This is a genomic window from Fimbriimonas sp. LA-C6 (assembly GCF_055398105.1).
In genome coordinates, this window is record NZ_AP038796.1 from 2,478,170 (window position 1) to 2,502,539 (window position 24,370).

At 53.5% G+C, this 24,370-nt stretch carries 23 protein-coding genes; 14 read left to right on the forward strand and 9 right to left on the reverse strand.

Annotated features, from left to right (window positions below; translation table 11 throughout):
* Positions 1-97 precede the first annotated feature (97 nt).
* The 5 genes from ACZ51B_RS11520 (at position 98) to ACZ51B_RS11540 (ending at position 2,769) form a co-directional block, all read left to right on the forward strand.
* A complete protein-coding gene (locus ACZ51B_RS11520) occupies positions 98-403 on the forward strand; it encodes a hypothetical protein (RefSeq protein WP_464293475.1) in 306 nt (101 codons plus the stop codon).
* Positions 404-888: 485 nt separating this feature from the next.
* Positions 889-1,128, forward strand: coding sequence for a hypothetical protein (locus ACZ51B_RS11525; protein ID WP_464293476.1), 240 nt, complete (start codon positions 889-891; stop codon positions 1,126-1,128).
* A complete protein-coding gene (locus ACZ51B_RS11530) occupies positions 1,091-1,444 on the forward strand; it encodes an Imm74 family immunity protein (protein ID WP_464293477.1) in 354 nt (117 codons plus the stop codon). The genes ACZ51B_RS11525 and ACZ51B_RS11530 overlap by 38 nt, the downstream gene beginning before the upstream one ends.
* 27 nt (positions 1,445-1,471) lie before the next feature.
* Positions 1,472-2,275: a hypothetical protein gene (locus ACZ51B_RS11535; RefSeq protein ID WP_464293478.1), complete on the forward strand. Its 804-nt coding sequence runs from the start codon at positions 1,472-1,474 to the stop codon at positions 2,273-2,275.
* A gap of 212 nt (positions 2,276-2,487) precedes the next feature.
* The gene (locus ACZ51B_RS11540; protein ID WP_464293479.1) at positions 2,488-2,769 is read left to right on the forward strand and encodes a hypothetical protein; all 282 of its coding nucleotides are present in this window, start codon (positions 2,488-2,490) and stop codon (positions 2,767-2,769) included.
* A gap of 289 nt (positions 2,770-3,058) precedes the next feature.
* On the opposite strand, the gene ACZ51B_RS11545 is transcribed toward ACZ51B_RS11540, so the two are convergent.
* Positions 3,059-3,682 (reverse strand): TetR/AcrR family transcriptional regulator, encoded by a 624-nt coding sequence (locus ACZ51B_RS11545; RefSeq protein WP_464293480.1) that lies wholly within the window; start codon positions 3,680-3,682, stop codon positions 3,059-3,061.
* A gap of 246 nt (positions 3,683-3,928) precedes the next feature.
* Between ACZ51B_RS11545 and ACZ51B_RS11550 the strand changes: the two genes are divergently transcribed.
* The 3 genes from ACZ51B_RS11550 to ACZ51B_RS11560 are packed head-to-tail and all read left to right on the forward strand — an operon-like array spanning position 3,929 to position 8,426.
* Positions 3,929-5,245: a TolC family protein gene (locus ACZ51B_RS11550; protein WP_464293481.1), complete on the forward strand. Its 1,317-nt coding sequence runs from the start codon at positions 3,929-3,931 to the stop codon at positions 5,243-5,245.
* 22 nt (positions 5,246-5,267) lie between these two features.
* Positions 5,268-6,827 (forward strand): HlyD family secretion protein, encoded by a 1,560-nt coding sequence (locus ACZ51B_RS11555; RefSeq protein WP_464293482.1) that lies wholly within the window; start codon positions 5,268-5,270, stop codon positions 6,825-6,827.
* Between the two features lie 3 nt (positions 6,828-6,830).
* A complete protein-coding gene (locus tag ACZ51B_RS11560) occupies positions 6,831-8,426 on the forward strand; it encodes a DHA2 family efflux MFS transporter permease subunit (protein ID WP_464293483.1) in 1,596 nt (531 codons plus the stop codon).
* Between the two features lie 83 nt (positions 8,427-8,509).
* On the opposite strand, the gene rsgA is transcribed toward ACZ51B_RS11560, so the two are convergent.
* On the reverse strand, positions 8,510-9,646 hold the full coding sequence (gene rsgA, locus ACZ51B_RS11565; protein ID WP_464293484.1) for a ribosome small subunit-dependent GTPase A: 1,137 nt from the start codon (positions 9,644-9,646) through the stop codon (positions 8,510-8,512).
* Between the two features lie 230 nt (positions 9,647-9,876).
* On the opposite strand from rsgA, the gene ACZ51B_RS11570 reads away from it, so the two are divergent.
* The 3 genes from ACZ51B_RS11570 to ACZ51B_RS11580 all read left to right on the forward strand — a co-directional run bounded on the left by ACZ51B_RS11570 (position 9,877) and on the right by ACZ51B_RS11580 (position 11,549).
* Positions 9,877-10,311: an RrF2 family transcriptional regulator gene (locus ACZ51B_RS11570; RefSeq protein ID WP_464293485.1), complete on the forward strand. Its 435-nt coding sequence runs from the start codon at positions 9,877-9,879 to the stop codon at positions 10,309-10,311.
* Positions 10,312-10,359: 48 nt separating this feature from the next.
* Positions 10,360-11,028, forward strand: a complete 669-nt coding sequence (locus ACZ51B_RS11575; protein ID WP_464293486.1) for a basic secretory protein-like protein — start codon at positions 10,360-10,362, stop codon at positions 11,026-11,028.
* 134 nt (positions 11,029-11,162) lie between these two features.
* On the forward strand, positions 11,163-11,549 hold the full coding sequence (locus ACZ51B_RS11580) for a hypothetical protein (protein ID WP_464293487.1): 387 nt from the start codon (positions 11,163-11,165) through the stop codon (positions 11,547-11,549).
* On the opposite strand, the gene ACZ51B_RS11585 is transcribed toward ACZ51B_RS11580, so the two are convergent.
* The 3 genes from ACZ51B_RS11585 to ACZ51B_RS11595 are packed head-to-tail and all read right to left on the reverse strand — an operon-like array spanning position 11,516 to position 17,240.
* Positions 11,516-14,548, reverse strand: a complete 3,033-nt coding sequence (locus tag ACZ51B_RS11585; protein WP_464293488.1) for an efflux RND transporter permease subunit — start codon at positions 14,546-14,548, stop codon at positions 11,516-11,518. The genes ACZ51B_RS11580 and ACZ51B_RS11585 overlap by 34 nt on opposite strands.
* Positions 14,545-16,038, reverse strand: a complete 1,494-nt coding sequence (locus ACZ51B_RS11590) for an efflux RND transporter periplasmic adaptor subunit (RefSeq protein ID WP_464293489.1) — start codon at positions 16,036-16,038, stop codon at positions 14,545-14,547. The genes ACZ51B_RS11585 and ACZ51B_RS11590 overlap by 4 nt, the downstream gene beginning before the upstream one ends.
* Entirely contained in the window at positions 16,035-17,240 is a 1,206-nt protein-coding gene (locus tag ACZ51B_RS11595) for a TolC family protein (RefSeq protein ID WP_464293490.1), read from the reverse strand. Before ACZ51B_RS11595 ends, ACZ51B_RS11590 begins: the two co-directional genes overlap by 4 nt.
* A gap of 165 nt (positions 17,241-17,405) precedes the next feature.
* Between ACZ51B_RS11595 and ACZ51B_RS11600 the strand changes: the two genes are divergently transcribed.
* From ACZ51B_RS11600 to ACZ51B_RS11610, 3 genes are read left to right on the forward strand one after another with little or no spacing between them, the layout of a single operon-like run.
* On the forward strand, positions 17,406-17,804 hold the full coding sequence (locus tag ACZ51B_RS11600; RefSeq protein WP_464293491.1) for a PepSY domain-containing protein: 399 nt from the start codon (positions 17,406-17,408) through the stop codon (positions 17,802-17,804).
* Between the two features lie 24 nt (positions 17,805-17,828).
* Positions 17,829-18,491: a response regulator transcription factor gene (locus ACZ51B_RS11605; protein WP_464297183.1), complete on the forward strand. Its 663-nt coding sequence runs from the start codon at positions 17,829-17,831 to the stop codon at positions 18,489-18,491.
* Positions 18,481-19,767, forward strand: a complete 1,287-nt coding sequence (locus ACZ51B_RS11610) for a sensor histidine kinase (RefSeq protein WP_464293492.1) — start codon at positions 18,481-18,483, stop codon at positions 19,765-19,767. The genes ACZ51B_RS11605 and ACZ51B_RS11610 overlap by 11 nt, the downstream gene beginning before the upstream one ends.
* On the opposite strand, the gene ACZ51B_RS11615 is transcribed toward ACZ51B_RS11610, so the two are convergent.
* The 4 genes from ACZ51B_RS11615 to ACZ51B_RS11630 form a co-directional block, all read right to left on the reverse strand.
* Complete coding sequence (locus ACZ51B_RS11615) at positions 19,760-20,695, reverse strand: YncE family protein (protein WP_464293493.1); 936 nt, start codon at positions 20,693-20,695, stop codon at positions 19,760-19,762. The genes ACZ51B_RS11610 and ACZ51B_RS11615 overlap by 8 nt on opposite strands.
* Before the next feature lie 63 nt (positions 20,696-20,758).
* A complete protein-coding gene (locus ACZ51B_RS11620; RefSeq protein ID WP_464293494.1) occupies positions 20,759-21,634 on the reverse strand; it encodes a type II secretion system protein in 876 nt (291 codons plus the stop codon).
* Positions 21,635-22,180: 546 nt separating this feature from the next.
* Positions 22,181-22,939, reverse strand: a complete 759-nt coding sequence (locus ACZ51B_RS11625; RefSeq protein ID WP_464293495.1) for a LytR/AlgR family response regulator transcription factor — start codon at positions 22,937-22,939, stop codon at positions 22,181-22,183.
* Positions 22,936-24,198, reverse strand: coding sequence for a sensor histidine kinase (locus ACZ51B_RS11630; RefSeq protein ID WP_464293496.1), 1,263 nt, complete (start codon positions 24,196-24,198; stop codon positions 22,936-22,938). Before ACZ51B_RS11630 ends, ACZ51B_RS11625 begins: the two co-directional genes overlap by 4 nt.
* Positions 24,199-24,370 lie beyond the last annotated feature (172 nt).

Consider the following 24,370-nt stretch of genomic DNA (forward strand, 5'->3'; position numbering starts at 1 on the left):
TCCCAGGACGTGTGAGATGACAAAAACAATATGCTTTTTTGGACACTGGAGGGAGAATTTTCCCGAGGATAACTCGCTGCCCAGTATCCACGAATTCATGAATCGTGGTCATAACTTGTCGGATAAGAATCAGATCATTACGTACCTTGAGAATGCCCCAGTGTGCGCTGCGGCAACTCAGTTCAATGATGCCATCAGCGGGGAAGAGCGTTTCGGGACGCTTTGTGTACGGACGGATGGCGATTGGATGTGGCCTGATGATCTTGCCTACTATATGGCAAAGTATGACCTGACACCTCCTCACGAGATGCTAGATCACATTAGGCAGAAACAGTACGCTACGCCGAATCTCACAGAAGAGGAGATCGCCGACATAGAAGATAAATACAGAGCACAGCTCTAGTATCTACTCACTCCGCCACACGCTGCATGCTAATGATTTTAGTGCGCAGCGTGTGGCCGAAATTTAGTGCTTTCTACGAAACCATTTATCAGCACTTCCGGATAGTAGATCTCAAAATACATAGATATATGGTGAACCTTGACGTCACTCGAATTTACACAAGCGCTACTGAAAACAGTTGTCGAAGATGGAACTGAGGATTACAAGAATCTTCTTGTCACAACACAGTTGGATCAAGTAACCGAACCTTATTGGGTTTCTCTTTTGACGATCTATAATTCCCTGAATGAGTCTCAGCGAGACATACTAATAAATATAATGTGACAGGTATCGATTGATACTCTCTCCAATGTATTCGGGATCTTGGACGGCACAAGCGAAATAGAGGGTAAGTTCGAATCCTTCCAACTTCTACACAAGCGGTCGGGTGAAATTCTAGAAAACCTGCAAGATATCTTGATGGATGAAGTGCACAGTAATCTCTCATGGCTTACTGTATTGGCATCGAAAAGATAAGTGAAACAGAAACTCTAGCTCACTACCGGTATAACGATGCCGGGCGGGAGGGCGAGTTTTCGTTTGACAAAACGACAGGGATTGCAACCCTTGTTCGCGCTGCCCCGGACGAAGATAAACTTCACTTCTTTGAGGCTGCAAGTTACAAAATCAAGAAGCGTTGGGAATCGGATGGCGTTCTTCCCGACTTTGAGCAGTACGCTGCTTGAACAGGACGTGCCAAGGCACGAACTTAGACCAATGCTACCAAAACTGAAGCTTTTGATAGAGAAGATAAGTCCTCCCGTCAGGTTCGAAGTGGACATCTCAGGACTAACCTTCTATGATCACGGGAAAGTGCTCAGAATGGACGTGGAAGAAGCATCCCATTCTAGAAAAGTCTATATCGACCCGAACTCCACCACTTCCTGGAAGCCTCCCCACGAAGATATTCCCATAACTCAAGAGGACAAAGATCGTATAGTGCAGTTCATAGTCGATTACTATGAAAAGGACGGCTATGAATGCTTAGTCGAAAAGCGTTAGCGTCCGAAAAGATCACGAAACTGACCCATGAGTCTCATACTTGACGGCGTTTCCGATTGCAATATTTGCCATAAGGCATTCCTTGCTGGGGAACACCGCATTACATTCGGTCCTCTTGTGGAGCACAACGCTTCCACAAGCCCACTTAGGTTCTTCTCCCAGCGGACCTTCCACACGAAATGTGTGGAAGGTCTGCCCACTGGTCTCACGGCACTTGAAGAACAATGTGAGTTAGATCAAGTGCCAAGAAGATCTCAATGTTCTATCTGTGGCCTTCGAATCGTAGCTCCAGAAAACATCTCGACATCCGAACTCGTCCGCTTCTATGAGTACGAAGCCGTCACAGTTCCTCGTGATGCGGCGATTCCCGCAATGCTGCCCGCGATCAGGAATGGTCAACATTTTCACCGTACCTGCCTGATGAACGCAGGGCGCTTCGTTGAACTCGTCGCGTCGGTGGAGCGTCTCATGGCAAAAGGATGGGATCCATTCGCGGCACGCCATTGGTTGCGGGCTCTTGATCCCCTTGAGACAGAGATCAAATGGCTAAAACAAGCACAAAAACTCGAAGAGCTTCTAAGAACAAACCAAATCGCAGTAGCACAAGATTTGAATTGTCCTCGATGCAGGGAAACTCCTCTTGACTATAAACTCCGGACCTTCGATGAACCGATCTCGACTACCCCACTGATACATCAAGACCTGTTCTTTCTGAAAGGAACCTGCCATAAATGCAACATGTGGGTAGCAGGGGTGCAGTATTTGGCAAAAAATTCCATACCAATGTGGGTGAATCAGCTGGATGAGATACAGGACGAATACTCCGGATAGATTCAAGTTGACATTTCTGTTTAATTTTTATGATCACCGAATAGTGCGAAGGGTTGATTGCGTCTCACAAAGTGCCCCTGTAACTTAAAATACAAAGATGGAATAGTGGACTACTCTAAAAAGGACGGCAAGGAGCTGGCACACTTGAAGCGCTTGAATTTCGCGCAACAGCAGCACGCAATTGACTACATCTACCGAGTGGGAGGATTTAGATGAAAGAAGAGAATGCAAAGGCCCTGGCAGATGCGTTCTTGGCCGAGCACTTTAAGGATGGTCCATACGAACTGGTTTACACAAACCCAGCTCAGACATCAAACCAGATTGCTGCAAGTCGTCCTGGACTAGCGGAGGTTCGTGAACGCGCGGGTCATAGCCTTCCGGAGGGCGAATGGGCGTTTACCTATCGGAAATTTGATGCTCCAGACGGTTTGGAAGGCCCTATGATTGTCGTGGATGATGTCAGCGGAAACGCCCAAATTGTCCCAATGCTGTAGCCATACGAAGCCTGTCAAGCTGTCTGAGGGGTTTGTGCACCCGAATGCGACATGTTGCCTGTGTCGGAGCACCCTTCAGAGTTAGAGTTTGCACCTTCTCTACGAAGACAAGCTTCACTTCCCTAAACCTGCAAGTTATAAAATCAAGAAGCGCTGGGAGTCAGATGGCGTTCTTCGCTGCTTGAGCTGGACGCATTCGGCGCCATCTTGATGTGGGCGTAGGCCAAAGTAGCGACATGTGAGTTGCTGTACTTTATCCCCGATTAGGTGCAGGCAGGAAACGCCTAACTCAACCAACAGCCGTCTCGCCCTCGCGGAACAAGATGCAAAGCGCCATCTGCTCAATCTCCGCCACGGTGACCAAACCTTCCTCCAGAAGCTCACCCAACCCCCAGTCGCGAAAAATACCCATCATGCCACGAGCAACCAGCAGGGGCGAGACGTCGTTCCGAACAGATCCCTGAGCCTGCGCCCGAGCCACAAGCTCCTGAAGGTCAAAGCACAACCCTCGCTCCTGAATACCCAAAGGAGTTCCCTTACCCGCGTGCAAGAGGATGTTCGCCAAGAAGTCATACAAACAGATGCGACCGCCCTCAAACTTCTTGAACACCAACCAGTGAATGAACTCCCGCAGCTGATCCGCAGCCGACATTGCAGAATCGAGACTCGCAATCTTCTCACGAGCTTGCCTAATTCCACGAATGGCAACATGGACCGCTAACTCTTCCTTCGACTTGAAGTGTAGATAAAAAGTGGGCTTAGAGATGCCTACCTCGTCAAGAATGTCCTCAATCGTAAGGGCGGTGTATCCCTTGGACGTAAGGAGCGTGAGCGTCGCATCAAGAATCGCTTCCTCGCGCAACTGATGCTTGCGTTCCTTCTTACTCGGGCGGTTGTCCATCTGCCTTAACATGATATCTCCTTACTGCCATATAAAATTCCTGACGGCCAGGTCTTTTTTCTAACTTTACGTTATTTTTCTTACGATGAGTAAGTTTTTTGAAAAATAGCGCGCATAATGATCCTTAAGAGAGCAAGGGGCGCGCAATCACTCCTTGTGCAGAAGGGAAAGCGACATGACCGAACAATCAGATCAGTTAAAAACTAGGGATGCGTTCGTGGACACCAAGAGTCTCGCAGCATCGAGGCAAGTAACTCTATGACCACACTCCCCCTCATTTTCACCCTTGCAGTGGGCCGCCTCACGCAAGAAACACCGAAGCAGATGGACCTCTCAGAGGTCATCAAACAAGCCATCGCCTCCAGCACAGAAGTGCGAAGTGCCAAGAACAGTCTTAAGTCAGCCCGATCTCGCATCGGACAACAAGCCTCCTATGGCAAGCTCCAAATAGGAATCAGCGGAGCCGCCACACGATACGACGACAAAACGATGATCGCCTTGGGCGCAAGCCCACCCATCGAAGTCCTTCCAGACCACCAAGAGTCCCTAAGTCTCGAACTACGCCAAGTTTTAGATTTCAGCGGACAAATCGGCGCAATGGTCTCCCAGTCAAAACTTCTCGCCATGTCGGCCGAGTACAGCCTGAAGTCAACCAGTGACGATCAAGCCCTCACCGCCACCATCGCCTACTACAACTTCCTCCGAGCAGAGCACAACGTCAAAGTAGCGCAAGCCTCGCTCGAAGCATATCAAGAGCAGTTCAAAACCACCACCAAACTGTGGGAAGGTGGAGTCGGACAAAAGATCGATGTCTACCGAGCCAACAGCCAGGTAGCCGCTGCAGAGAGAGAACTCGTTCGTCGCAAAAACGAACTTGACGCGTCCCGCAGCGCCCTCAACGATCGAATCGGACTCCCACTCGACAAGGATCTCAAACTCGTCGATGAAACTCCTATCGATGTCAAGGGAGCTCTCACAGCACCCGCCACAACCATTGAGGAGCGACAATCTCTCATCAAGCGAGCTCTCGACCATCGAGACGAAGCGCTCGCAGCGCATGTCGAAGTCGCAGCCGCCCAAAAGGGAATCAAGATCGCGCGCGCATCTTCCGAACCCACAGTCAGCATCGCACTGGGTGGAAACTACTACCCAACCGAGTCTTTCCAGACTCCTCGCAGAACGGTAGGCGCACTTACCGTCAACGTCAGCATCCCCATCTCCGATGGCGGCCTATCCCGTGAGCGAACCAAAGAAGCCGACGCCACAGTGGACTCTGCCAAAGCCAAAGAAGACCGAGTAAGACGAGACATCGCACTCCAGGTACAAAACGCCTCGCTAGACGTTTCAACCGCCCTCAAGAGCCTCGATGCCGCCAACGCAGCGCTGGAAGCTGCAGTCGCCGCTCGCAAGCTGGCTCAACTCCGATACCAATCCCAGGTGGGACTCTACATCGAAGTCACCGACGCCCAGGCAGCACTCTCAGCAGCCGAAGCCGCGCAAGTCGATGCCACCTACGACCTCCTGATCGCAAAGGCGCGTCTGTCACGGGCTCTCAACGAGCCGATTGTCAAATAAACCAAACGGAGACAAAACGCAAATGTCCGAAGAACAAAACAATTTAGAGGCTCAGCAGCCAGAGCCAGCTCCCAAACCAGCGGGACCCAAAAAAGCTGTGCTCGGAATCGTCGCAGGTGTACTCGTCCTAGGAGCAGCCTACAAGGGCTTCTCTTCCTACACGTTTGGACAAAACCACGTGGAGACAGACAACGCCTACGTAACCGGTGACCTCGTCGGAATCAGCCCTCAGGTAGGCGGAACACTCGTCGAACTGAAAGTAGAAGACGGCGACTTCGTCAAGAAAGGACAACTCATCGCTCGCCTAAGCACCGATTCCGCTGAAGCAGAACTGGCACAGGCAGAAGCAAACCTTCAGGCGATCCAATCGCAAGTCCCTCAAGCCGAAGCATCGCTGCTGTTCCAAAAGCTCTCCACCAAAGCAGCCATCGACCACTCAAAAGCCGCCATCACATCCCAAGAGTCCAGAACCCTTGGACAGAAGATGCAGGTTCGCCTAACACAAGACACCTACGTCAACCAAGTGAAGCGAGCTCAAAGCGAACTGGCCCAGGCAAGGGCGCAGGCCGCCCAGGCAAAGGCGGGAATTGAAACTGCAAAAGCAGGACTCGCACGTGCCAAGCAGGCAGTCCACACAGCAGATCGCAACGCCGAAGCAGCTCAGTCCTCCGTCACCGCATCCCGCGCAGAAGCCGAGCGAGCATCCCAAGATCTCGATCGATACAAAAAGCTGCTCGCAGGCGAAGCAATCTCGCAGCAACAGTACGACAGCGCACTAGCAACGGCAACAGCCGCCAACGCAAACTTGGCAGGCGTCTCCCAGAGAGCCGCCGCAGCAGCATCTGAAGTCGCACTGGCAAAAGCAAGCGTCGCTCAAGCACAAGCTGAACTCAACGCCGCCAGAGACTTTGCCGACTCCGTGGCTAAGCAAGTACAAGTCGCCGAGGCAAGCCTAGCTCTCGCAAAAGCTGGCTCCACCCAGACAAACATCCAAGACGCAGGTGTCCGAACAAGCGAAAGCCAAGGATCCCAGGCAAGCGCCGACCTCGAAACCGCACAAGCGGGTCTCCAGCAGGTGACAGTCCACGAGAAGCAGATCGCAACAGCAAAGGCCCAAGTAGAACAAGCCCGCGCAGCCGTAGCCAACGCCAAGGTCCACGTAAAGAACAACTTCCTCTACGCACCCTGCGACGGATACGTAGTTCGCCACTCAGTGAACGTAGGAACCTCCGTCAATCCAGGCCAAACAATCGTGACCATCACTCGCGGCGACAAGGTCTGGGTAGTAGCCAACTACAAAGAAACCCAGCTGACCAACGTCGCAAGTGGCCAACCTGTGGAGATCGTAGTCGACGCCTACCCCGGCAAAACGTTCCACGGCAAGGTCGGAAGCGTGCTGCAAGCAACAGGTTCAGCCACCACACTACTCCCACCAGACAACGCCACCGGCAACTTCACCAAGGTTGTCCAAAGAGTGCCAGTCAAGATCCTTCTCGATGAAGACGGCAAGTCCCTCGCTCAACTCAAGCAAGGTATGTCCGTAGTGGCAACCATCGAGACCTCCAAACAGGAGAAAAACTAACTCATGGCCGCAGCTACAACGGCTGCGGGCCAAGTCAAAGCAACACTTGCCCAGTCTCGCTTTGGCAAGATGCGATGGGTGTTGCTCTTAGGCTTCGTTCTCGCAGCGATCCTGGAGGTGCTCGACACCTCCATCATCAACCCAGTCCTGCCCACCATGGCAGGAAACCTCGGATGTACCACGCAAGAGATCGGCTGGGTTAGCACGGCCTACATCCTCGCAAACGTAGTAATCCTCCCCATGACGGCATGGTTCTCCCAGCGGTTTGGCTTAAAGAACTACGTAGTCATTTCAATCATCGTGTTCGTGTTCTCCTCCGTCATGTGCGGATTCTCGCATAGCCTCGGGGAGATCATCGTCTGGAGATTGCTACAAGGTGCGGCCGGTGCCCCTCTCATCTCCATGACCCAAGCCGCCATCGCAGAAGTGTTCCCTCCTCACGAGCAGAACGCAGCCATCGGCGTGTGGGCACTCGGAATCTCGGTGGCTCCGTCCGTCGCTCCAGCCTTAGGTGGATGGATCGCAGACAACTACTCCTGGCCTTGGATCTTCTTCATCAATGTCCCCATCGGAATCTTTGCCCTCTCCCTCATCGGGCTGGTCTACAAAGACCTGCCTCGCACAGAGGCAGGAAAGGTGGACTGGTTAGGAATTGGGCTGCTCACCGCAGGTCTTGGCGCTATCCAATACGTCCTTGAAGAAGGCAATTCAGACGACTGGTTCGAGAGTTCTCTCATCCTTCGCCTTACCATTCTCGGAGTCGTAAGCACCGCAGCCTTCGTGTGGTGGCAACTCTCCGAAAGAAACACCAACCCGATTGTAAACCTTCGCGTTCTCAAGTACCGTGGACTCACCTCGGGCGTGCTCATCAGCTTCGTCACCGGTATCGGGCTCTATTCGGGAATCTTCGTGTTCCCAGTGTTCGCCCAATACGTTCTCGGTTTCACAGCTACCAAGAGCGGGATGTTCATGCTGCTACCAGGCGTCGTGCTCGCTGCAGGAATGATCATCAGCGGAGTCACCATGGAAAAAGGTGTCCCTGCACGAGACCTCGTCATTGTAGGTCTCATCCTCTCCATCGTCGCCATGTGGATGATGGGCCACCTCTCACCACAAAGCAACGAAAGCGACGCGCAGCTGGGTCTTTCCGTAAGGGCAATGGGCATCGCCCTAATCCTCATGCCAATCACCGTAGCAGCCATCGCAGGTCTCAAAGGTGCAGCCATCGGGCAGGGTGCAGCCCTTCTAGGTCTGGCCAGGCAGCTCGGCGGTTCCATCGGAATTGCCGTCGCCTCCACCATTCTCACGCAAATGACCAACTACCACCGATACTCGCTCACCGCGAAGATGTTCAGTGGAAACGTGTTGGCAAACGAGCGAGTCACAGGCATGGCCGGCGCCTTCACCTCAAACGGCATGGACGCCGACCGAGCACACGCCGCAGCGCTCAAACTGCTCGATGGCCTCGTAAGTCAACAGGCATACACCATGGCAGTAAACAACGCCTTCATCATCACAGGCGTCATGTTCCTGCTCGCATCCCCCTGCATCCTGCTTCTCAAGCGTAGCGCCGGCTCCGCACCAGCAGGAGCTCACTAACGACTTCCAGATGTCTCGCCGCTACAAGGAAGTAGCGGCCCGACACTCTGGAACTGGGCACCGTCCGGGCGGTGCCCTTACCTCTACTTTCCGCTGTAATACTCGCGCAACCGCAAGTAGGTCTCATACCGAAACGGCGAGATAGCCCCTTCCTCAACAGCTTCAATCACCGCACAGCCTGGCTCCGCCACATGATGGCAATCCCGAAACCGACAGCGCACGGTCGAGAACTCCGGGAAATACCAGTGCAGCTCATCCTTATCGATCTGCCACAGACCAAACGAGCGGATACCCGGCGTGTCAATCACGCGTGTCGTAGGCGAAAGCTGCCACATCGTAGAAGAAGTGGTCGTGTGTGTCCCGCGTCCATACGTCGCACTCACTTCACCCACCTTCAGACTCAGATCCGGCTTGATCGCATTCATCAGCGAGGACTTCCCCACGCCGCTATGCCCAACAAAAGCCGACAACTTGCCGTCCAATAGAGCCTCCAATTCATCAATCCCACTCGATCCATGCGCCGAACAGTGAATGATCGGAATGCCGATCGCCCGATAGGGCTCCAACAGCTCCAATTCAGACCGATCCGTCGCCAAATCGAGCTTGTTCACAACAATAGCCGCCTCAGCTCCACCGCGCTGAATAGCAATGAGATACCGATCAATCACGCGCGGATGGAGAGGCGGAGACACAACGGAAACCACCTGAACCACCAGGTCCACATTGGCCACAATGACCCGCTCAATCTGAGCACCAGGGTCAGGTCGGCTAAGCTTGGTCCGCCGCTTCAGCACCCGCTGAACAACGTTCCCTTGCACAACCACTTCATCACCAACAGCCAGATCGGTCTGCTGATACTGGGCCAGTTCGGGCGTCAACAAGCAGTTGAGAACTTCGCCTTCATAAAGAACTTCACAACGGGCCTTAGAGACAGAGAGCACCATGCCCTTGGCACCGGCAAACTCCTCCAGCCGAGCATCCTGAACCTCTTCCTGAAGAATCTTCAGAAGAAAATCATCGAGAGTCGCAGCTCGCTTCTGAACGGTCTCAATCTCGTTATAGTCCTCATCAAAGCTGCTCCGCTTTCGCTTAGGAGCGCTCTTACTCCGAGCCTGCTCGTTCTTCCGGAGTTGACTTGCTTTCTTATACAGTTTTGAACGCTCATTAGAATCGAGCGCATTAAGACGTGCCAGCAGTTGCTGACGGGTGTTTTGATCCAATGGATTGCACCTCGCGTGCGGGGGTCGTAAAAGACGTCGAGCGTGAATGCCGCCCGGAGGTGCGCCGAATCGCTTTAGCGAGACCGACGGGCGGAGGCGAGGGTGGTAAGAACAATGGTCATATTCATGGGGTTGGCCTCCGGTTAAATTCCGCAACAGCGGTGAAATCAATATATCACGATCTGTTTCAAATCGCAAACAGACCCAGGACCCACTACAATATTCTCAAAGTGCAACTCACTCGATTTTCAGATCTATCCCTCCGAGCGCTGATGTATCTTGCAGATCGCGAGGGTGAGTCGCTGGCGACCATCTCAGAAATCGCCCTCAAATTCAACGTCCCCGAAAACCATCTGGTCAAAGTCGTTCACCAACTAGGCAAGGCTGGCTACATAGAGACCCTCCGAGGCAAAGGCGGCGGGCTGCGCCTGAAATCCGAACCCAAAGACCTCCGAATCGGCGACATCGTCCGGTTCACAGAAGGACACCCAGATCTCATCGACTGCTACACCCAGCCCTGCCCCCTGCGTGGCATGTGTCCGCTAAAAGGAGCACTCGATCAAGCGCAAGAAGCCTTCTACGCAAAGCTCAATGAATACACCTTGGCCGATGTCGCAAAGAGCGTTCAGATCATCCATCTGAAGGCACAATCAAAAATTGAATAGTCACCGTTTCTAATAGCAACAACTATACGTTAAGTGGCATCATAAAGCATGTTAGCCATCATTCCGCTATACGTAACAGCCCTCGGACTGCTGACAGGTAACGTCCCGCCCACCATCCCTCAACCCGGCGACAAGCTTGTGGTTACTATGGACACCACCAAAGCACCCGATCTCGCAACATGGGGCGAAGATGCACGAAAACTCGCAGAAGAGTGGCACCCTAAAGTCTCCCGGATCTTGGCCACGAAGAACTTCAAAGTGCCCACCACAGTCCATCTCATCATCGAACCGATGGATGGCGTCGCATACGCTGACGGCGCAACGATCCACTTCTCAGCAGCCTACATTCGAACTCACAAGAACGATATCGGCATGATTGTCCACGAACTAACACACGTCATTCAGAGCTACCCCAAGTACGATCCAAGCTGGCTTGTGGAAGGCATCGCCGACTACGTGCGCCTCTTCAAATACGAACCCAAAAACCCAAGACCTAAGATCAACCCAGACCGAGCCAAGTACACAGATGCCTACAAGACCACTGCGGCATTCCTAGACTGGATCGAGCGAAAGCAACACAAAGGCTTCGTCAGAGAGTGTAACGACCAACTGAGAGCTGGCACCTTCACCATGGATCTGTTCAAGAAGCTAACCGGTAAAGATGTAGACCAATTGTGGCAAGGATTCACCGACGAAATCCGAGCCAATCGCATTTAACACTAGATGAATAGTTAGCCCAAATCCACCATTTGGGCTAACTTCTCATCCATTCCGTAAACCAAACAGAACCCATACCTAAACTGGCAATAAGTACTGGGTTATTTTGAGTCCTGTTGGTTATGATAGTGTCTATGTTGAGAAGGCTCATAGCGCTCGTTCTGGTAGCGGTCATGGTAGCTGGGTCCGCGTTCGCCCAATACAGTCCATACCAAACCTTCCCCAAGCAGCGCAAGAAAAAGGATCCATTCGCGCTCAAGAAGCCAAGAGCACCCCGCAATCCCTACGCACCCAAAAAACCCAAGGATCCCTTCGCGCCTAAAAAGCCACGGAAGCCCAGGGACCCCTACGCCATCAAAAAGCCGCGCGCCCCACGCTACTCCAGCCCGCTCTACAAAGATCCCTTCGCGCCAAAGAAAACTCGCAAGAAGAAAAGCCTCTACGACGATCCTTTCAAACCCAAGAAACGCCGATCCAAGAAAAACCCCTACGAATTCTTGGACCGAACCAACATCCGATAAAGCACCGGGCCAACCAACAGGGTGAGCACCGTAGAGAATGCAAGGCCGCCGATGACAGAAACAGCCAGCGGCTTTTGCATCTCAGCCCCAGCCCCAATCCCCATTGCCAGCGGAACCAGACCTAAGATCGCAGTCAGGGTCGTCATCAAAATCGGACGCATCCGCTGCTCACCGGCCTCCAATATCGCCTGCTCCGGTGCCATACCCGCCTCAATCGAGTGCTGAGCACGATCCAGCAGCAAGATCCCGTTCTTCACCACAATCCCAGCCAACATGATCACGCCCATGAACGACGATACGTTCAAAGCGGTCTTGGTAAAGTACAACCCAGCCGTCGCCCCAAACAGCGAAAGCGGCATCAATATAAAGATCACCGTCGGCGGCACAAACGACCGGAACTGGAACAGCATCACCACAAACACCAGCAGCACAGCCGTACCAAGCACCTGAGCAAGGTTCCGGAACGAATCCTGCTGACTCTGGAACTGCCCCGCAATCACAGCCGTCACCCCAGGTGGCAACTGAGTCTGGGCCAACGTAGCCCTCACCTTAGAAATAGCACTCCCAAGGTCAAGCCCCTCCAACCGAGCCGTAACAGAAACTAGCCGCCGCTGATCCTCACGCGCCGATTGCGTAGTGCCAGGCACCGTAACCACCTGCCCAAGCTGACCCAACGGCACCCGACCCACAGGCGTCACAATCCCCAACTGCTCAATCAACTTCTGGCTCGATCGATACGCATCAGGAAGCCGGACGCGAACCGGAATCTGCCGGTCCCCCTGAATCACTTGAGTCGCTACAGTACCAAACAGCGCCGCATTAGCCTGAGAAGCCACCATCTCCGTAGTCATCCCCCGACGCCCAATCTCACTCGGCGAAAGCGTGAACTGCAACTCAGGACCCGACTGAACAGCCCCCGACTTCACATCGGCAATCCCCTTCACCTTCCCCAGCTTCTCCGCAAGGTCGGCGGCAATCTTCTCGACTTCCGCCTTGTTTTCGCCAAACAGCTTGATCTCAATCGGATCAGGGTTGCCAGCCAGGTCACCAATAAGATCCTGCAAAACCTGAATGAACTCGACATCGATCCCAGGAATGGTGCTCTGAACCTTCCCACGAACCTCCGCAATAATCTCTTCAATGCCTCGCTTATGATTCGATTTGAGAGTGATGGCATAGTCACCACGGTTCGTCTCGGTAATCGCAAACCCCATCTCAGTACCGGTCCGCCGAGAAAAAGTCTCCACCTCAGGAGTCTCTTTCAAGATCTTGTCAATCTTCAACAACAACCGGTCACTCTCAGCAAGCGAAGTCCCCGCAGGCGTCCAATAGTCCAAAACAAACGCCCCCTCGTCCATCGCAGGCATAAACCCTGTCTCCAGCCGAGTGGCAAAGAACCACGTCCCAACAAGGGTGCCAGCAATAATAGGCACCACAAGCCACCGATGCTTCAACAGCGCCCGAAGCAGCCCACTGTAGCCCCTGAGCAACTTAGCAAACAGCCGCCCCTCAGCACCATGATCCGCCCGCTGCTTGAGGAAAGCCGCGCACAAGCTAGGACTCACACACAAAGCCAGCACCAGAGAAACCATCAGCGCCATAGTCAGCGTCACTGCAAGCGTGGCAAAAAACGCCCCCGTAACACCCTGAAGAAACGCCAACGGCAAAAACACAACCACCGTGGTCAGCGTCGAAGAAATCATCGGAGCAGCAATCTGAGTCGATGCCTTCTTCACCGCCTCATGAAGCGTCTCCGAATGCGAAAGGTTGCGGAAAACACACTCAACCACCACAATCGCATCGTCGATCACCAAACCAATCCCAACCGCCAGCGCCCCCAGCGTCATCAGGTTCAGCGTCATCCCCGCAAGCCTCATCAATAGGAACGTAATGAGCAACGTAGCCGGGATGATCAGAGCCGTCACAAGAGTAGCCCGAAGGTCGCCCAAGAACAACATCAACACAAACACAGACAGGATCGCGCCAATAATCACCGCATCCCGAACACTGTTGACCGCCTCCTTAATTAAAACCGACTGATCATAGAAAGTCCCTACCTCCACATCAGCAGGAAGACTCGACTTCAGTTTCCTCAACTCTTCCTGAACAGCCTCCACAGTAGAAACTGAGTTCGCAGAAGGCTGCCGAATCACGTTCAGAAGAATCGATTCCGAACCGTTAGCCGACACAATCGTGGTCTTATCCTGCGCCGACTGCTTCACATCCGCAAGCTGTCGAACGTGGATCGGCTGGCCGTCCTTCTGAGTGACCACAATGTTGCCCACGTCCTCAAGCGTCGTAGCCTCCCCAGAAACCGTCACCTGGTACTGCTGAAACTGCTTATCCAACCGCCCAACGGTCCGAACCTGGTTCGCAGAACTAATCGCCTGAACCACATCGCTCAACGAAATGCCCGTGCTAGCCAGCGCCTCAGGCCTCACGCTCACTTCAATCTCAGGCGACCGCCCACCCTGCACAATCACCCGAGCAACGCCATCCACCCTCGCAAGCCGCGGCTTGAGAGTATATGTAGCAAGGTTCCAAATCTCAGTCTGAGTAAGTGACTTCGAGTTAACCGTCAATCCCAAAATCGGAAACACAGTGGCGTTCATCCGCTCAATTTCCGTCTGAGTATCCGGCGGAAGGTCCGGCCGCACCTGGTTCACACGAGCGTTCACCATCTGCTCGGCAACAATAATGTCGGTATCCGGCGAAAACTCCACCGAGATCTCCGTCGAACCCCGCTTGGTCTTCGATTTGACCTTCTTAACGTTCGGAATCGTCGCAACCGCCTCCTCAATAGGACGCGTAATCGAAACCTCAACCATGTGCGCAGGCCGGCTCCCCGCCTCCGCAATCACCACCACTCGTGGGAACGTAACATCCGGCAAGATCGAAACAGGGAACGTGCGATAAATGCCGATGCCTGCCAAACAAAGCAGCAACGTCACAAACACAATGGGCTTAATAAATCGAATCGCCCAAGAAGAGAGCGTCACTCTCCCTTCTCCTTCTTATTAGGCGCCACCTTGGCTCCGTCAGAAAGCTCATGCTGCCCAACCAAAACCAGCTCATCCCCAGTCGAGACACCCTTCAGGATGGCAACCTTCCCGTTATCCTCAGGACCAACGGAGACCTCTTTCAGCTTCGCAACGCCATCCTTCACCACAAACACAACCTGCTTGCCATCCCGAGTGAGAATCGCCTCTTTCGGAGCAACACACGCACCTTTTGCCGTGCTCAAAACAATCTGCGCCGTAGCAAAAGCGCCAGCCCGAGTGTCGGTCGTCACGTGATCACACCGAACACGCACCGTAGCCAAACCAGTCTGAGCATTGACCAACCCAACCGCAATCACACGCCCGCCCAACTTCTCAATCTTGGAGAACACCACGGGCATGCCCACGCTCACTCGGCTCGCATCAGCCGGTGGAAGCGCCCCCACATAGTCCACAGAGGAACCCTCAGAAGCGACCTCAACCACCGGAGTCGTCGTGTCAGCCATGTCCCCAGGGTTCAGTAACCGACGAACTACCCTTCCACTCATGGAGGCTCGAACCTCACCATTCTTCTCAGACTGCATCGCCGCCTGAGAATCCGCCATCTTCTGCGAGGCGGACAGCTTTGAAGCAGCCAACTCCTGCCGCTTGGCCTGCAAAGACAGCACCCCCTGATTCGCCTGTTTAAGCGCCTCTCGCGCCTGCGCAATCTTCTTATCACCAAGGTCCCGCGCAGCCTGAAGCCTCTGGCTAGCGGCAACAATGTCCTCGCGACGATTCCCCGCCCGCATCAGATCAAGCTGAGCACGCGCCTGCTTCAAAGCCGAATCCGCCAGCTGAAAAGCGGCCCTCGAACTATCCGCCTGCTGACCCGAAACAAACCCTTCCGCAAGCAACTTCTGGTCCCTATCCGCATCAACCTTCGCCTTGTCTCGATTGATCCGTGCCTGCGTAACAGCCTGCTCCGCCTGAGCAATCTCCTGAGGACGCGCACCCGCCTTCAACTTGCCCAACTCCGTAGCAGCCTGCTGAACATTTGAATCACGCTCAGCAATCGCCGTCTCCAAACCAAGCTTGGCCGTATTCACAGCCGAAGCCTGATCTGCCTGCGCCGCCTTCAAACTCCATTCACTCTGACTCGCCTGAGCGCTAGCCGCCTTAGCCGCCTGCGTCGCGCTAGAACTCTGAGCCGCTAAAACCCGCGTATCCACAATCGCCACCAGCTGGCCCGCAGTCACAGCATCCCCTTCCTTCACCAAAACCTTAAGCAGACGCCCCGCAACCATCGGCGACAGCTTCGCGGCACTCCCCTCCGGAAGCGCAAAGCTCCCATCCATAGAAAGCAGGTCCCGCACATCCCCCGAAACAACCTTCGCCGTATCAACCGCCACGGGCAAAAGCTCGGGAGCCTCTTCAGTCTTAGCTACAGGCTTACTCCCGCAACCCCAAACCAAACTCAACGCAAGTCCAGCGAAAACAAGCTTTCTCATTTCGGTTCCTCCAAGAGCGATCCCTGCGCTTTCAGAAGCGATGCAATGGCGAGGTCTTTGCGGAGTTGAGCGGATATCCATGTTTCTTGGGCATCAGAAAGGGCGCGTTTCGCATCTAACACGTCGATGAGCGTGCTAGCCCCCAATTCAAAAGAGCGCTGGGTTTTCGATAGGAGCCGAGTAGCCCCATCCACCAGCCGTTGATAAGACAAAAGAGATCTCTCGGCTGCCGCGAGTTCCGTTTCGGCAGCTTCTACCTCTTTCCTCGCAGAACGCAGCTTGTCCTGGAAAAGCAAAGTCGCAGCCTCAGCGTGATGACGCGCCGCCCTCCCCTTCTCCCGAGCCGCCCCATGGTCCCAAAGCGGAAAAACCAGCTGCACACGCGCCCCGTACTGCTCATCAGACGACCAAGGTGCGCGTCGAGCTTGAATCTCTAAATCGGGAAACAGGCTCAACTTCGCCTGCCGCCCATCCGCTTTGGCCGAATCCACTTCAGACATCAAAGCCATCAAGTCAGGTCGAGTCTTCGCCAAATCCTCAGCACTCAAAACCGACTGATCAAGCTCTCCCACCTCTCCATCCGAAGCAGCCACATCAGCTCCAATCGCTCCAGAAAGCCGCGTAAGCGCCACAGCCACAGCCGCCGCCCGGTCGGTCACCAGCTGCTGAGCCCTCTCAAGATCAAGATCAGCCCGAACCAACTGAAGCTCAGGAATCGACCGAGCCTCAACCCGCTTAGCCGTGGCATCCCGAACGGCCTGCGCCAACTTCAGCTGCACCTGCGAAGAATCAAGAAGCCGACGTGCATTTGCGTACTGAGAGAAAGCAGTCAGCGTCTCATCCTGCACATCCAACATCGTCTGTCGATAAACCGCAAGACTCGACGCCACAACGGCATCCCCAGAAGCCCGAACAGCCTTCAACTTCCCAAAGACATCCAGCGGCTGAAACAGAGTCAGATCCTCGCCACCCGTCACATCAGGCCTCGTAGATATCCCAGTCTCAAGCCGAGTCAAAGGAAACGCACTACTCGCCGAACGAAGCTTCCTCGCCTCCTCAACCTTCAGACGGGCACTCCGAACACTTAACCGGTTTGCAAGCGCCAAGTGAACCGATTCTCTAAATCGATCATCATGCGGAGCACGACCAAAGCCCGGAAGGCTGAGTGCCAGAAAGGCGCAACAAATGAGAGACTTGCACATGGGTAACTCACAATCTAGTCAACCTACCCAACAGGTGTTAATTGCCTTATAAATAGTTAAGCTGTTCAGAACATCCACCTTAGGGCATTCCAAGCTGAAACCGCATACGAACAATGTTAACTAACTACGTGGGAACGACTCCAGAATCCACAAGGAACTCAGCACATGAATAACCGACTCCTATTAGTCACCTGCGCCTTTGCCATCGTTGGGGCTTTCTCAACAGCCAAGACCTTAACGACACTAGCAACCGCTCAAGATCACCCCCAGAAGCAAAACCATGAGAAATTTCAGCTTCCCAAAAACCCTCATGGCAAAATCACCCCATGGCAGGCAATGAAGGCGGCAGAGGCCAAAGTCGGTGGACATGCATTCCAAGCACTCTTTGAGTTCGATGAAGGTAAGTGGATCTATGGCATCATGGTGGTGAAGAACCACAAAGTCACCGAGGTCGATGTCGACGCAATGACAGGAGTGGCAGGTAGCACAGAGTCGGTCACGCCATCGGGAGAGGCCGCCGAAGTGAAAGACCAGCTACAAAAAGTTATGGCCGTAGGAGGTTAGACACCCATTCAAAACGTTATTCGAATCCTAGTCGTAGAAGACGAACCCGCCATGTCAGGACTCCTGGAGCAAGCCCTGCGAGAGTCCGGCTACGAAGTGACCGTTGCACCCAACGGAAAGGAAGCACTCAAAGTTGTCGAGCAGCAAGACCTCCTACTCGTGGACGTAATGATGCCCGTCATGAACGGCTTCGAGTTCGTACAGCACCTCCGCGACAGCGGATCGCGTGTACCCATCCTGTTCTTAACGGCAAAAGACTCCCTAGAAGACACCGTCACAGGACTCGACCTCGGAGCGGACGACTACATCATCAAGCCATTCAAGCTCGCCGAACTGCTCGCAAGAGTCAGAGCCTCACTCCGGCGGTACCGCGAAACCAAAGAGATCCTAGAATGCAGCGACATCTGGATGGACACAAGATCACGCAAAGTCCGGCGCGGCGAGAACTGGCTCTACCTATCCAACACAGAATTTGCACTCCTAGAAATGCTCATGCTGCGCCCAGGCGAACCCGTATCCAAACAGCAAATGCTCAAAGATATCTGGAACGATGCCGGCTACCGAGACGACAATGTAGTCGAGGTGTACATGAACTACCTGCGCACAAAACTGGAAACCATGGGCCAATCCCGCCTCATCCACACGGTGCGCGGAAAAGGTTATGTACTAGAAAACCGTGAGATCTAGTCACAAAACGCGTCTCAGTGTCATCACCACAGCAACCGTGGGCGTGGTGTTGGCAATCATCTTCGGACTGATTCTAGTCGGAGCCAGATACAGCGCCCTCTCCCAGAAACGCGAGGAGCTATACCAAGCCCTACGACTTCCAGCCCAAGAAGAAAATGTAGAACGTGAACTGCTGGAGTTGCACGATTCCCGCCCATACATCACCGCAGCGCTGTTCGATCCCACTGAACGAAGCAGCAACGTAATCGGCCCTCTCCCAATCACGCCTGTCATTGGGTTTCACAAAGTTGGGCATCTCCTCATGTACGGAGAAGAAATTCGCGGCCAAACAATGGTGGCAGGCACCAGCTGGGAAGACGACGAGCGAAGCCTGGAGAGACTCGCGCTCGTGCTCGGCCTGCTCTGGCTCCCCATGACGCTCATGGTCGGAGGCATCACTTGGTTCGCCGCAAATTCAGTTTTCCGCCCCCTAGAAGTGCTGTCCGCACAAGCCGCCGCCATCAGTGGATCCAACCTCAAAGTCCGACTCGATAGCCAAGACCGAGCAGAGTTCGGTGCCTTCGCAGAACAGCTAAACGGCATGCTCGAAAGAATCCAAGTGACCTTGGAACGAGAAGAACAGTTCTCCTCCGACGCCGCCCATGAGCTACGCACACCCCTCGCCATCCTGCGAACCCGAATCGAGACGACCCTCCTGAGAGAGCGAACAACCGCAGAATACGTCGCATCCAACAAAGCAATGCTCGGAGAAATAGATCGACTGACTCTCATCGTCGAATCTCTCCTGCGAACATCCCGCACACCCGACACGGACGCGACCTTCCTGAACTTAGAGCCAGTCGTCAAAGAGTCAGTCGAGCGATGGAAGCTCCTATCCGACTCAAAAAATGTCACGATCCAAGCCGACACACAACCCGCCACCGCAGCCCTACTTGCAGACGAACTCCGAGTCATCCTAGATAACGGTTTCGACAACGCTCTAAGATTCAGCCCCAATGGCTCCCAAATCCAACTCTCCCTTCGCACAACAGCCAACGGCACCGAACTCTCCATCACAGACGAAGGCCCCGGCATCCCAGAAGGATTCGAGAACAAGGTCTTCGACCGATTCGTAAGAATCGACGACGACCGCAACCGCAGCTCAGGCGGAGCGGGAATCGGCCTAGCAGTCTGCAAACGCCTAGTCGAAGCCAGACAAGGAACCATCCAACTAACCAACCACCCCAATGGCGGGGCGGTGTTTTCTGTCTGGCTCCCCGGCGGTCAATCTACTTAGACACGGTGAACTGCTTCAAGTGAGCGCCTTTCTCGTCCACGTAGCTCACCCACACATCATGAGTAGTAGGGTCCACAGCAAGTGTATGCGCACTCTTCGGAATCTCAACCTCACCAAGGGAAACCACACCGTTGTCTGTCTCCTCAAGCACGCTCAAAAATCCGTTGCCGGGGCAGTAAATCCTCTTGAGGTCCTTGTCAAAAGCAATCTGATCGGTGCCTTCTGAGATCTTCACGGTCTCAAGGAGCTTCCCGGTAGCAATGTCAAACACGGCCAGCTTTCCGTTCTTGCCAGCCGCAAATGCTTTCTGCGTCTTGTGATCAATCGCCAACCCGTGAGGGCTCGTCATCGGAGCAGTGCTCCAACTCGCCACCACTTCCTTCTTTTCCGGATCAATCACTTGCAACTGGTTCGTCGGCTTGATGTTCTGGAAAATCCGATCAGCGGTAGAGTCATACAACACGAACTCAGGAGCACCGGCAATCTTAACCGATCCAACCTTCTCCAACTTCTCGGCATCCACAATCCAATCCTCTTCGCCATCGTCATGGCAAACATAGATCATTTCCCGCTTCGTGTCGATCACAAGGTCATCAGCAGGCCCGTCAAACTTCACTTCGCCAACAATCTTCAGAGTCTCGCGGTCAAGTGAAACAAGCTTCTGATCCACGCCAGCCGCAAAGATCCGATTGAACTTCTTATCGAGCACGACGCCATTAACTTTCCCTGTTTCAATCTCTTCCACCTTGTCGGTTTTCAGATCAAGAACGCAAAGCGTTCCAGCCGCCGTGTGAGCAGAAAGAAGCCGTCGATATTTGTTGTCGACAATCATGTAGTCGAACTTCCCAGGCTTGGGCGTGTCAATAATCTTCCCAGCAAGAAGGGGCTGAGAAACAGTTGTAAGAAGAGCGAGCGTGGTGATAATCATCAGTGGTGCTTTGAAGAAAAAGGGGGAATGCAGAGGAACAACCCCTGCATCCACAGTCGAGAATTAAGGGTTTTTGACGCCGTTCTTGTAGATGTCAGCGATGGCATCCGAACACTTCACGGTTTCCGATGCAAGCGGGTAACCACCACCTTGGTCGGTTCCAACGCGATCTGGATCGGAGCATAGGCTCAAAGCATCTTTCTGGTTAGCAGGCATTCCTACCGAACCAAAACCAGGATATTCGAGCGCCACCATCTTCACCGAGTGAGCATGCCCATCCGCATAGTTGTACTGCCACACGGCGCCGTGTCGGAGAGCCGACTGGGAAACGTGAGTGCCGTCACCAATCTTGCTCAGATTATTGTCTGCCGTGATCGAAGGGTTCCCGCCATCGTTGGTGTCGCCAAAGGCAAACGTCTGGGCAACGTTCGTGATCTGGGAGAAGTTATATCCAACGCGGAAGCTACGCTTCTTGCCTCGGCTATCCACAGTATCTGCCTGGTCATAACCCACCAAACCCCATCCATGGTCGCTCACAACACCCTCGTTGTAACCATAAGCAATCGCCTTGCCCGAGAAGTTCACACCATCCAAAACACCCTTGTCGTTGCGGTCAGGACAAAGGAAAAGCGTGTAGCTCTTCATGTAAGGCTGAAGCAAAACGTAGTAGGAAGTGACTTTATAGCCACCAGGATTTGTGGTGGGATCGTAAACAGATCCATTCCCCTTGTCCCACACTTTGTAATCGGTCAACAGCGTGTCGTCGTAATCGCCCGCGTATAAATGCGTTGCAGTACCAATCTGCTTGGCATTGCTGAGGCACTGCGTCTTCTTGGCAGCCTCTTTCGCTTGGGCAAAAACGGGAAAGAGGATAGCCGCGAGAATCGCGATGATTGCAATTACCACAAGTAATTCAATTAATGTAAAAGCTTTGCGCATGATAGGTCTCCTGCGACTTCAGAATGGGGACCCAATATTAAGAGATAGTCAAGAAAAATAGTGCCTTAACACCCTCCGTATACCTTAGAGCATTTTAAGTCCTGTTGATCATGTACATACCCCAGCATTTGCACCAGATTGGCTGGCGCATACGTGTAACTTTCCAGCGCATTTCCCGAACATTTCACATAGGTGAGCAGGGTTGTCGCTTGTGGGGAGAAATGAGACCGCTAGCTTGCCATTTTGCCATTGACTGCAGGATGGGGTGGTGGCTCCACCACGTCCTCAGTCTTACCAGCGGGCCGTGCATACTAGGGAACACAAGCTCCAAAGAGAATGTGGAGCCGGAACTTCGGCCGGGATATAGGGACCGGTTCGAATCAAACGTTAGGTCATGACTAAAGAGGAACTGTTTCCGATTGACCGTGTGGCTTTAAAAAGCTCACCTTCGGAACCTCGGCTGACTCTCGCGTTAGTGTAAAGAGCGTTGGCGACGCTATAAAATCCCAGGCACGGCTCCGTTGCCCAAACCCTCACCTCGAGTCGCTAACTCTGCCGACTTGTCACCGCGTGCACACCCAGCTTCTTCTGAAGTTCAGGGAAATGGGTCCGGCCCACAGGAAGCACCAATCCGCTAGAGAGCTCCACCGAATAAGTGTGGTTCCCCAAGAAGTTCAACTCCTCAATGTTGTCCAACCGCACAATCACCGAAGCATGGATCCGCATGAACTCGTCCACTGGAAGAAGCTTCTCCAACTGACCAAGCGTGTAATAAGTCTTATGCTCCGCAGAAGGAGTGTGAATATAAACCTTCTTGTCACGCGAGGTCGCACACATGATCTCCTCTATCCGAACCAGCTTAATGGCGTAATCCGTCCGAACAGGAAGCCGCTTCAACGGAGTCAGCATCTCAGTAACCGCCTCCTCAGAGACAATTTCTTCCTTCTGCTGAAGCTGTTTCCGAATGCGAGTAAGAGTCAAGGCAAGCCGTTCAGGCGGCACAGGCTTCAGCAAATAGTCCATAGCGCCATGCTCAAAGGCCTTCGGAGCATGTTCAGAATATCCCGTCACGAAAACAATAAACGGTGGCGTATCAAGCTGATTCAGCGCCGCAGCAACCTGCATCCCCGTAAGGTCAGGCATCTGAATATCCAGAAAAACCACGTCAGGCTGATGCTCTTCAGCCAAGCTCAGCGCATCCACGCCCGTCTTGCCTTCGCCCACAACCTCCGCTCCCTGAATAGCCAGGAGCTTCTTAATATGGGTCCGAGCGAGTGTTTCGTCATCAATTACAATTGCTTTCATCGCAGTTCATGCTCCTTCGGTGCGGATGTCACCGGAATTCGAAAGGCCACCAGAGTGCCGCCATCGACCCTGCTGAAAAACCGAAGCCGAGACCGATCTCCAAACGTTAGACGTAGTTGTTTATCGGCAATGCCCAATCCATGATGGGGAGGGTCCTCATAACTCTTGATCTCAGCCAACTTGGCCGGCTCGACACCTACCCCATTGTCCCACACGGCCATCACCACCGCATTCTGAATGCGTCTCGCAGAGATCACAATGCGTCCTCTCTCATGCCGGGTGACATAGGCGTGTAGATATGCGTTCTCAATAAGCGTCTGGAGCGAAAACGCAGGCAGCCGAACCTGATCCAGCACAGGATCAATTCGGAACTCCGCCACAATCGCGTCATCAAAACGCACCGTTTGAATATCCACAAAGGCCTGAATGTATTCCATCTCCGTCTCTAACGGAACAAGCGAAGTCGTATTCACTTCAATGCTCCGCCGGATCAACTGACTAAGACGCAATACGTTAGCCTCCGCCTTCTTAGGGTCAATCTCACAAAGGGCAGCAATGGATGTTAAAGTGTTAAACAAGAAATGAGGACGTATACGTGCCCGAAGCGCAGCCAAGTCGGCTGAGACGAGGAGGCTCTTCGATTGTTCAGCCTCAAGCCGATTCTTCTCACTCTCAGATCGCGTTCGCGCATCATTCAGAATCAGAAGGAGCAAGAAAAGGGCAAAACCGTTTGCCGACCCCGTCACCAACCCAGTCTTGATCACCACCGAATAACTCATCGGAGCCGAAATCAAGCCCGCCGCGACTGTAGCGATCGCTTGAGTCACACCACCCAAAATAGCCACCTGGAAAGGAGAACGTAAGCTTGGTGCGTACCGCTGGACTGCAACAGCAAGACAGAACACCCAAGGTAGCTCCGTAAACAGTCCGAACTCTTTAATGGGCGCCGAAGGTAGCAGCACCGCAAAAACAACCACGAACACAGAAGTCAGACCACAAATCCAGCCACCACACATGATGGCGAAAAACACCATCAGCGTATGCACCACATACGGCAACCGTTCACCTGGAAAGATGACTTCCGTGCTCCCAAGAAGTCCAAGCACAACGCCCAAAGCGATTTGAGATCGAATGCCCCGATGCCCAAACAGCCAAGAAAACGTTCGACCCCGAGTGAGCAAGTAAGCAATAGCAACCAGCACACAGGTGTCTTCCAGGAAGGCATTGAGGATCAGCTGCCAATCGGGTGGTAATCCCATATTCTTGTTAACCGCAGCTCAGTTTAGCGGAACGGTGTCCCAAGCAAGGTCGTTACTCGGGACTTCCGTAGATGTGCATGATCAGGTTACCGAACTAGATTGTATGGAGAATCTCCACCCGACAAGAGGGCCAAATTCTAAGCGGCACCTCAAACGGGATGTATCTGCCAAT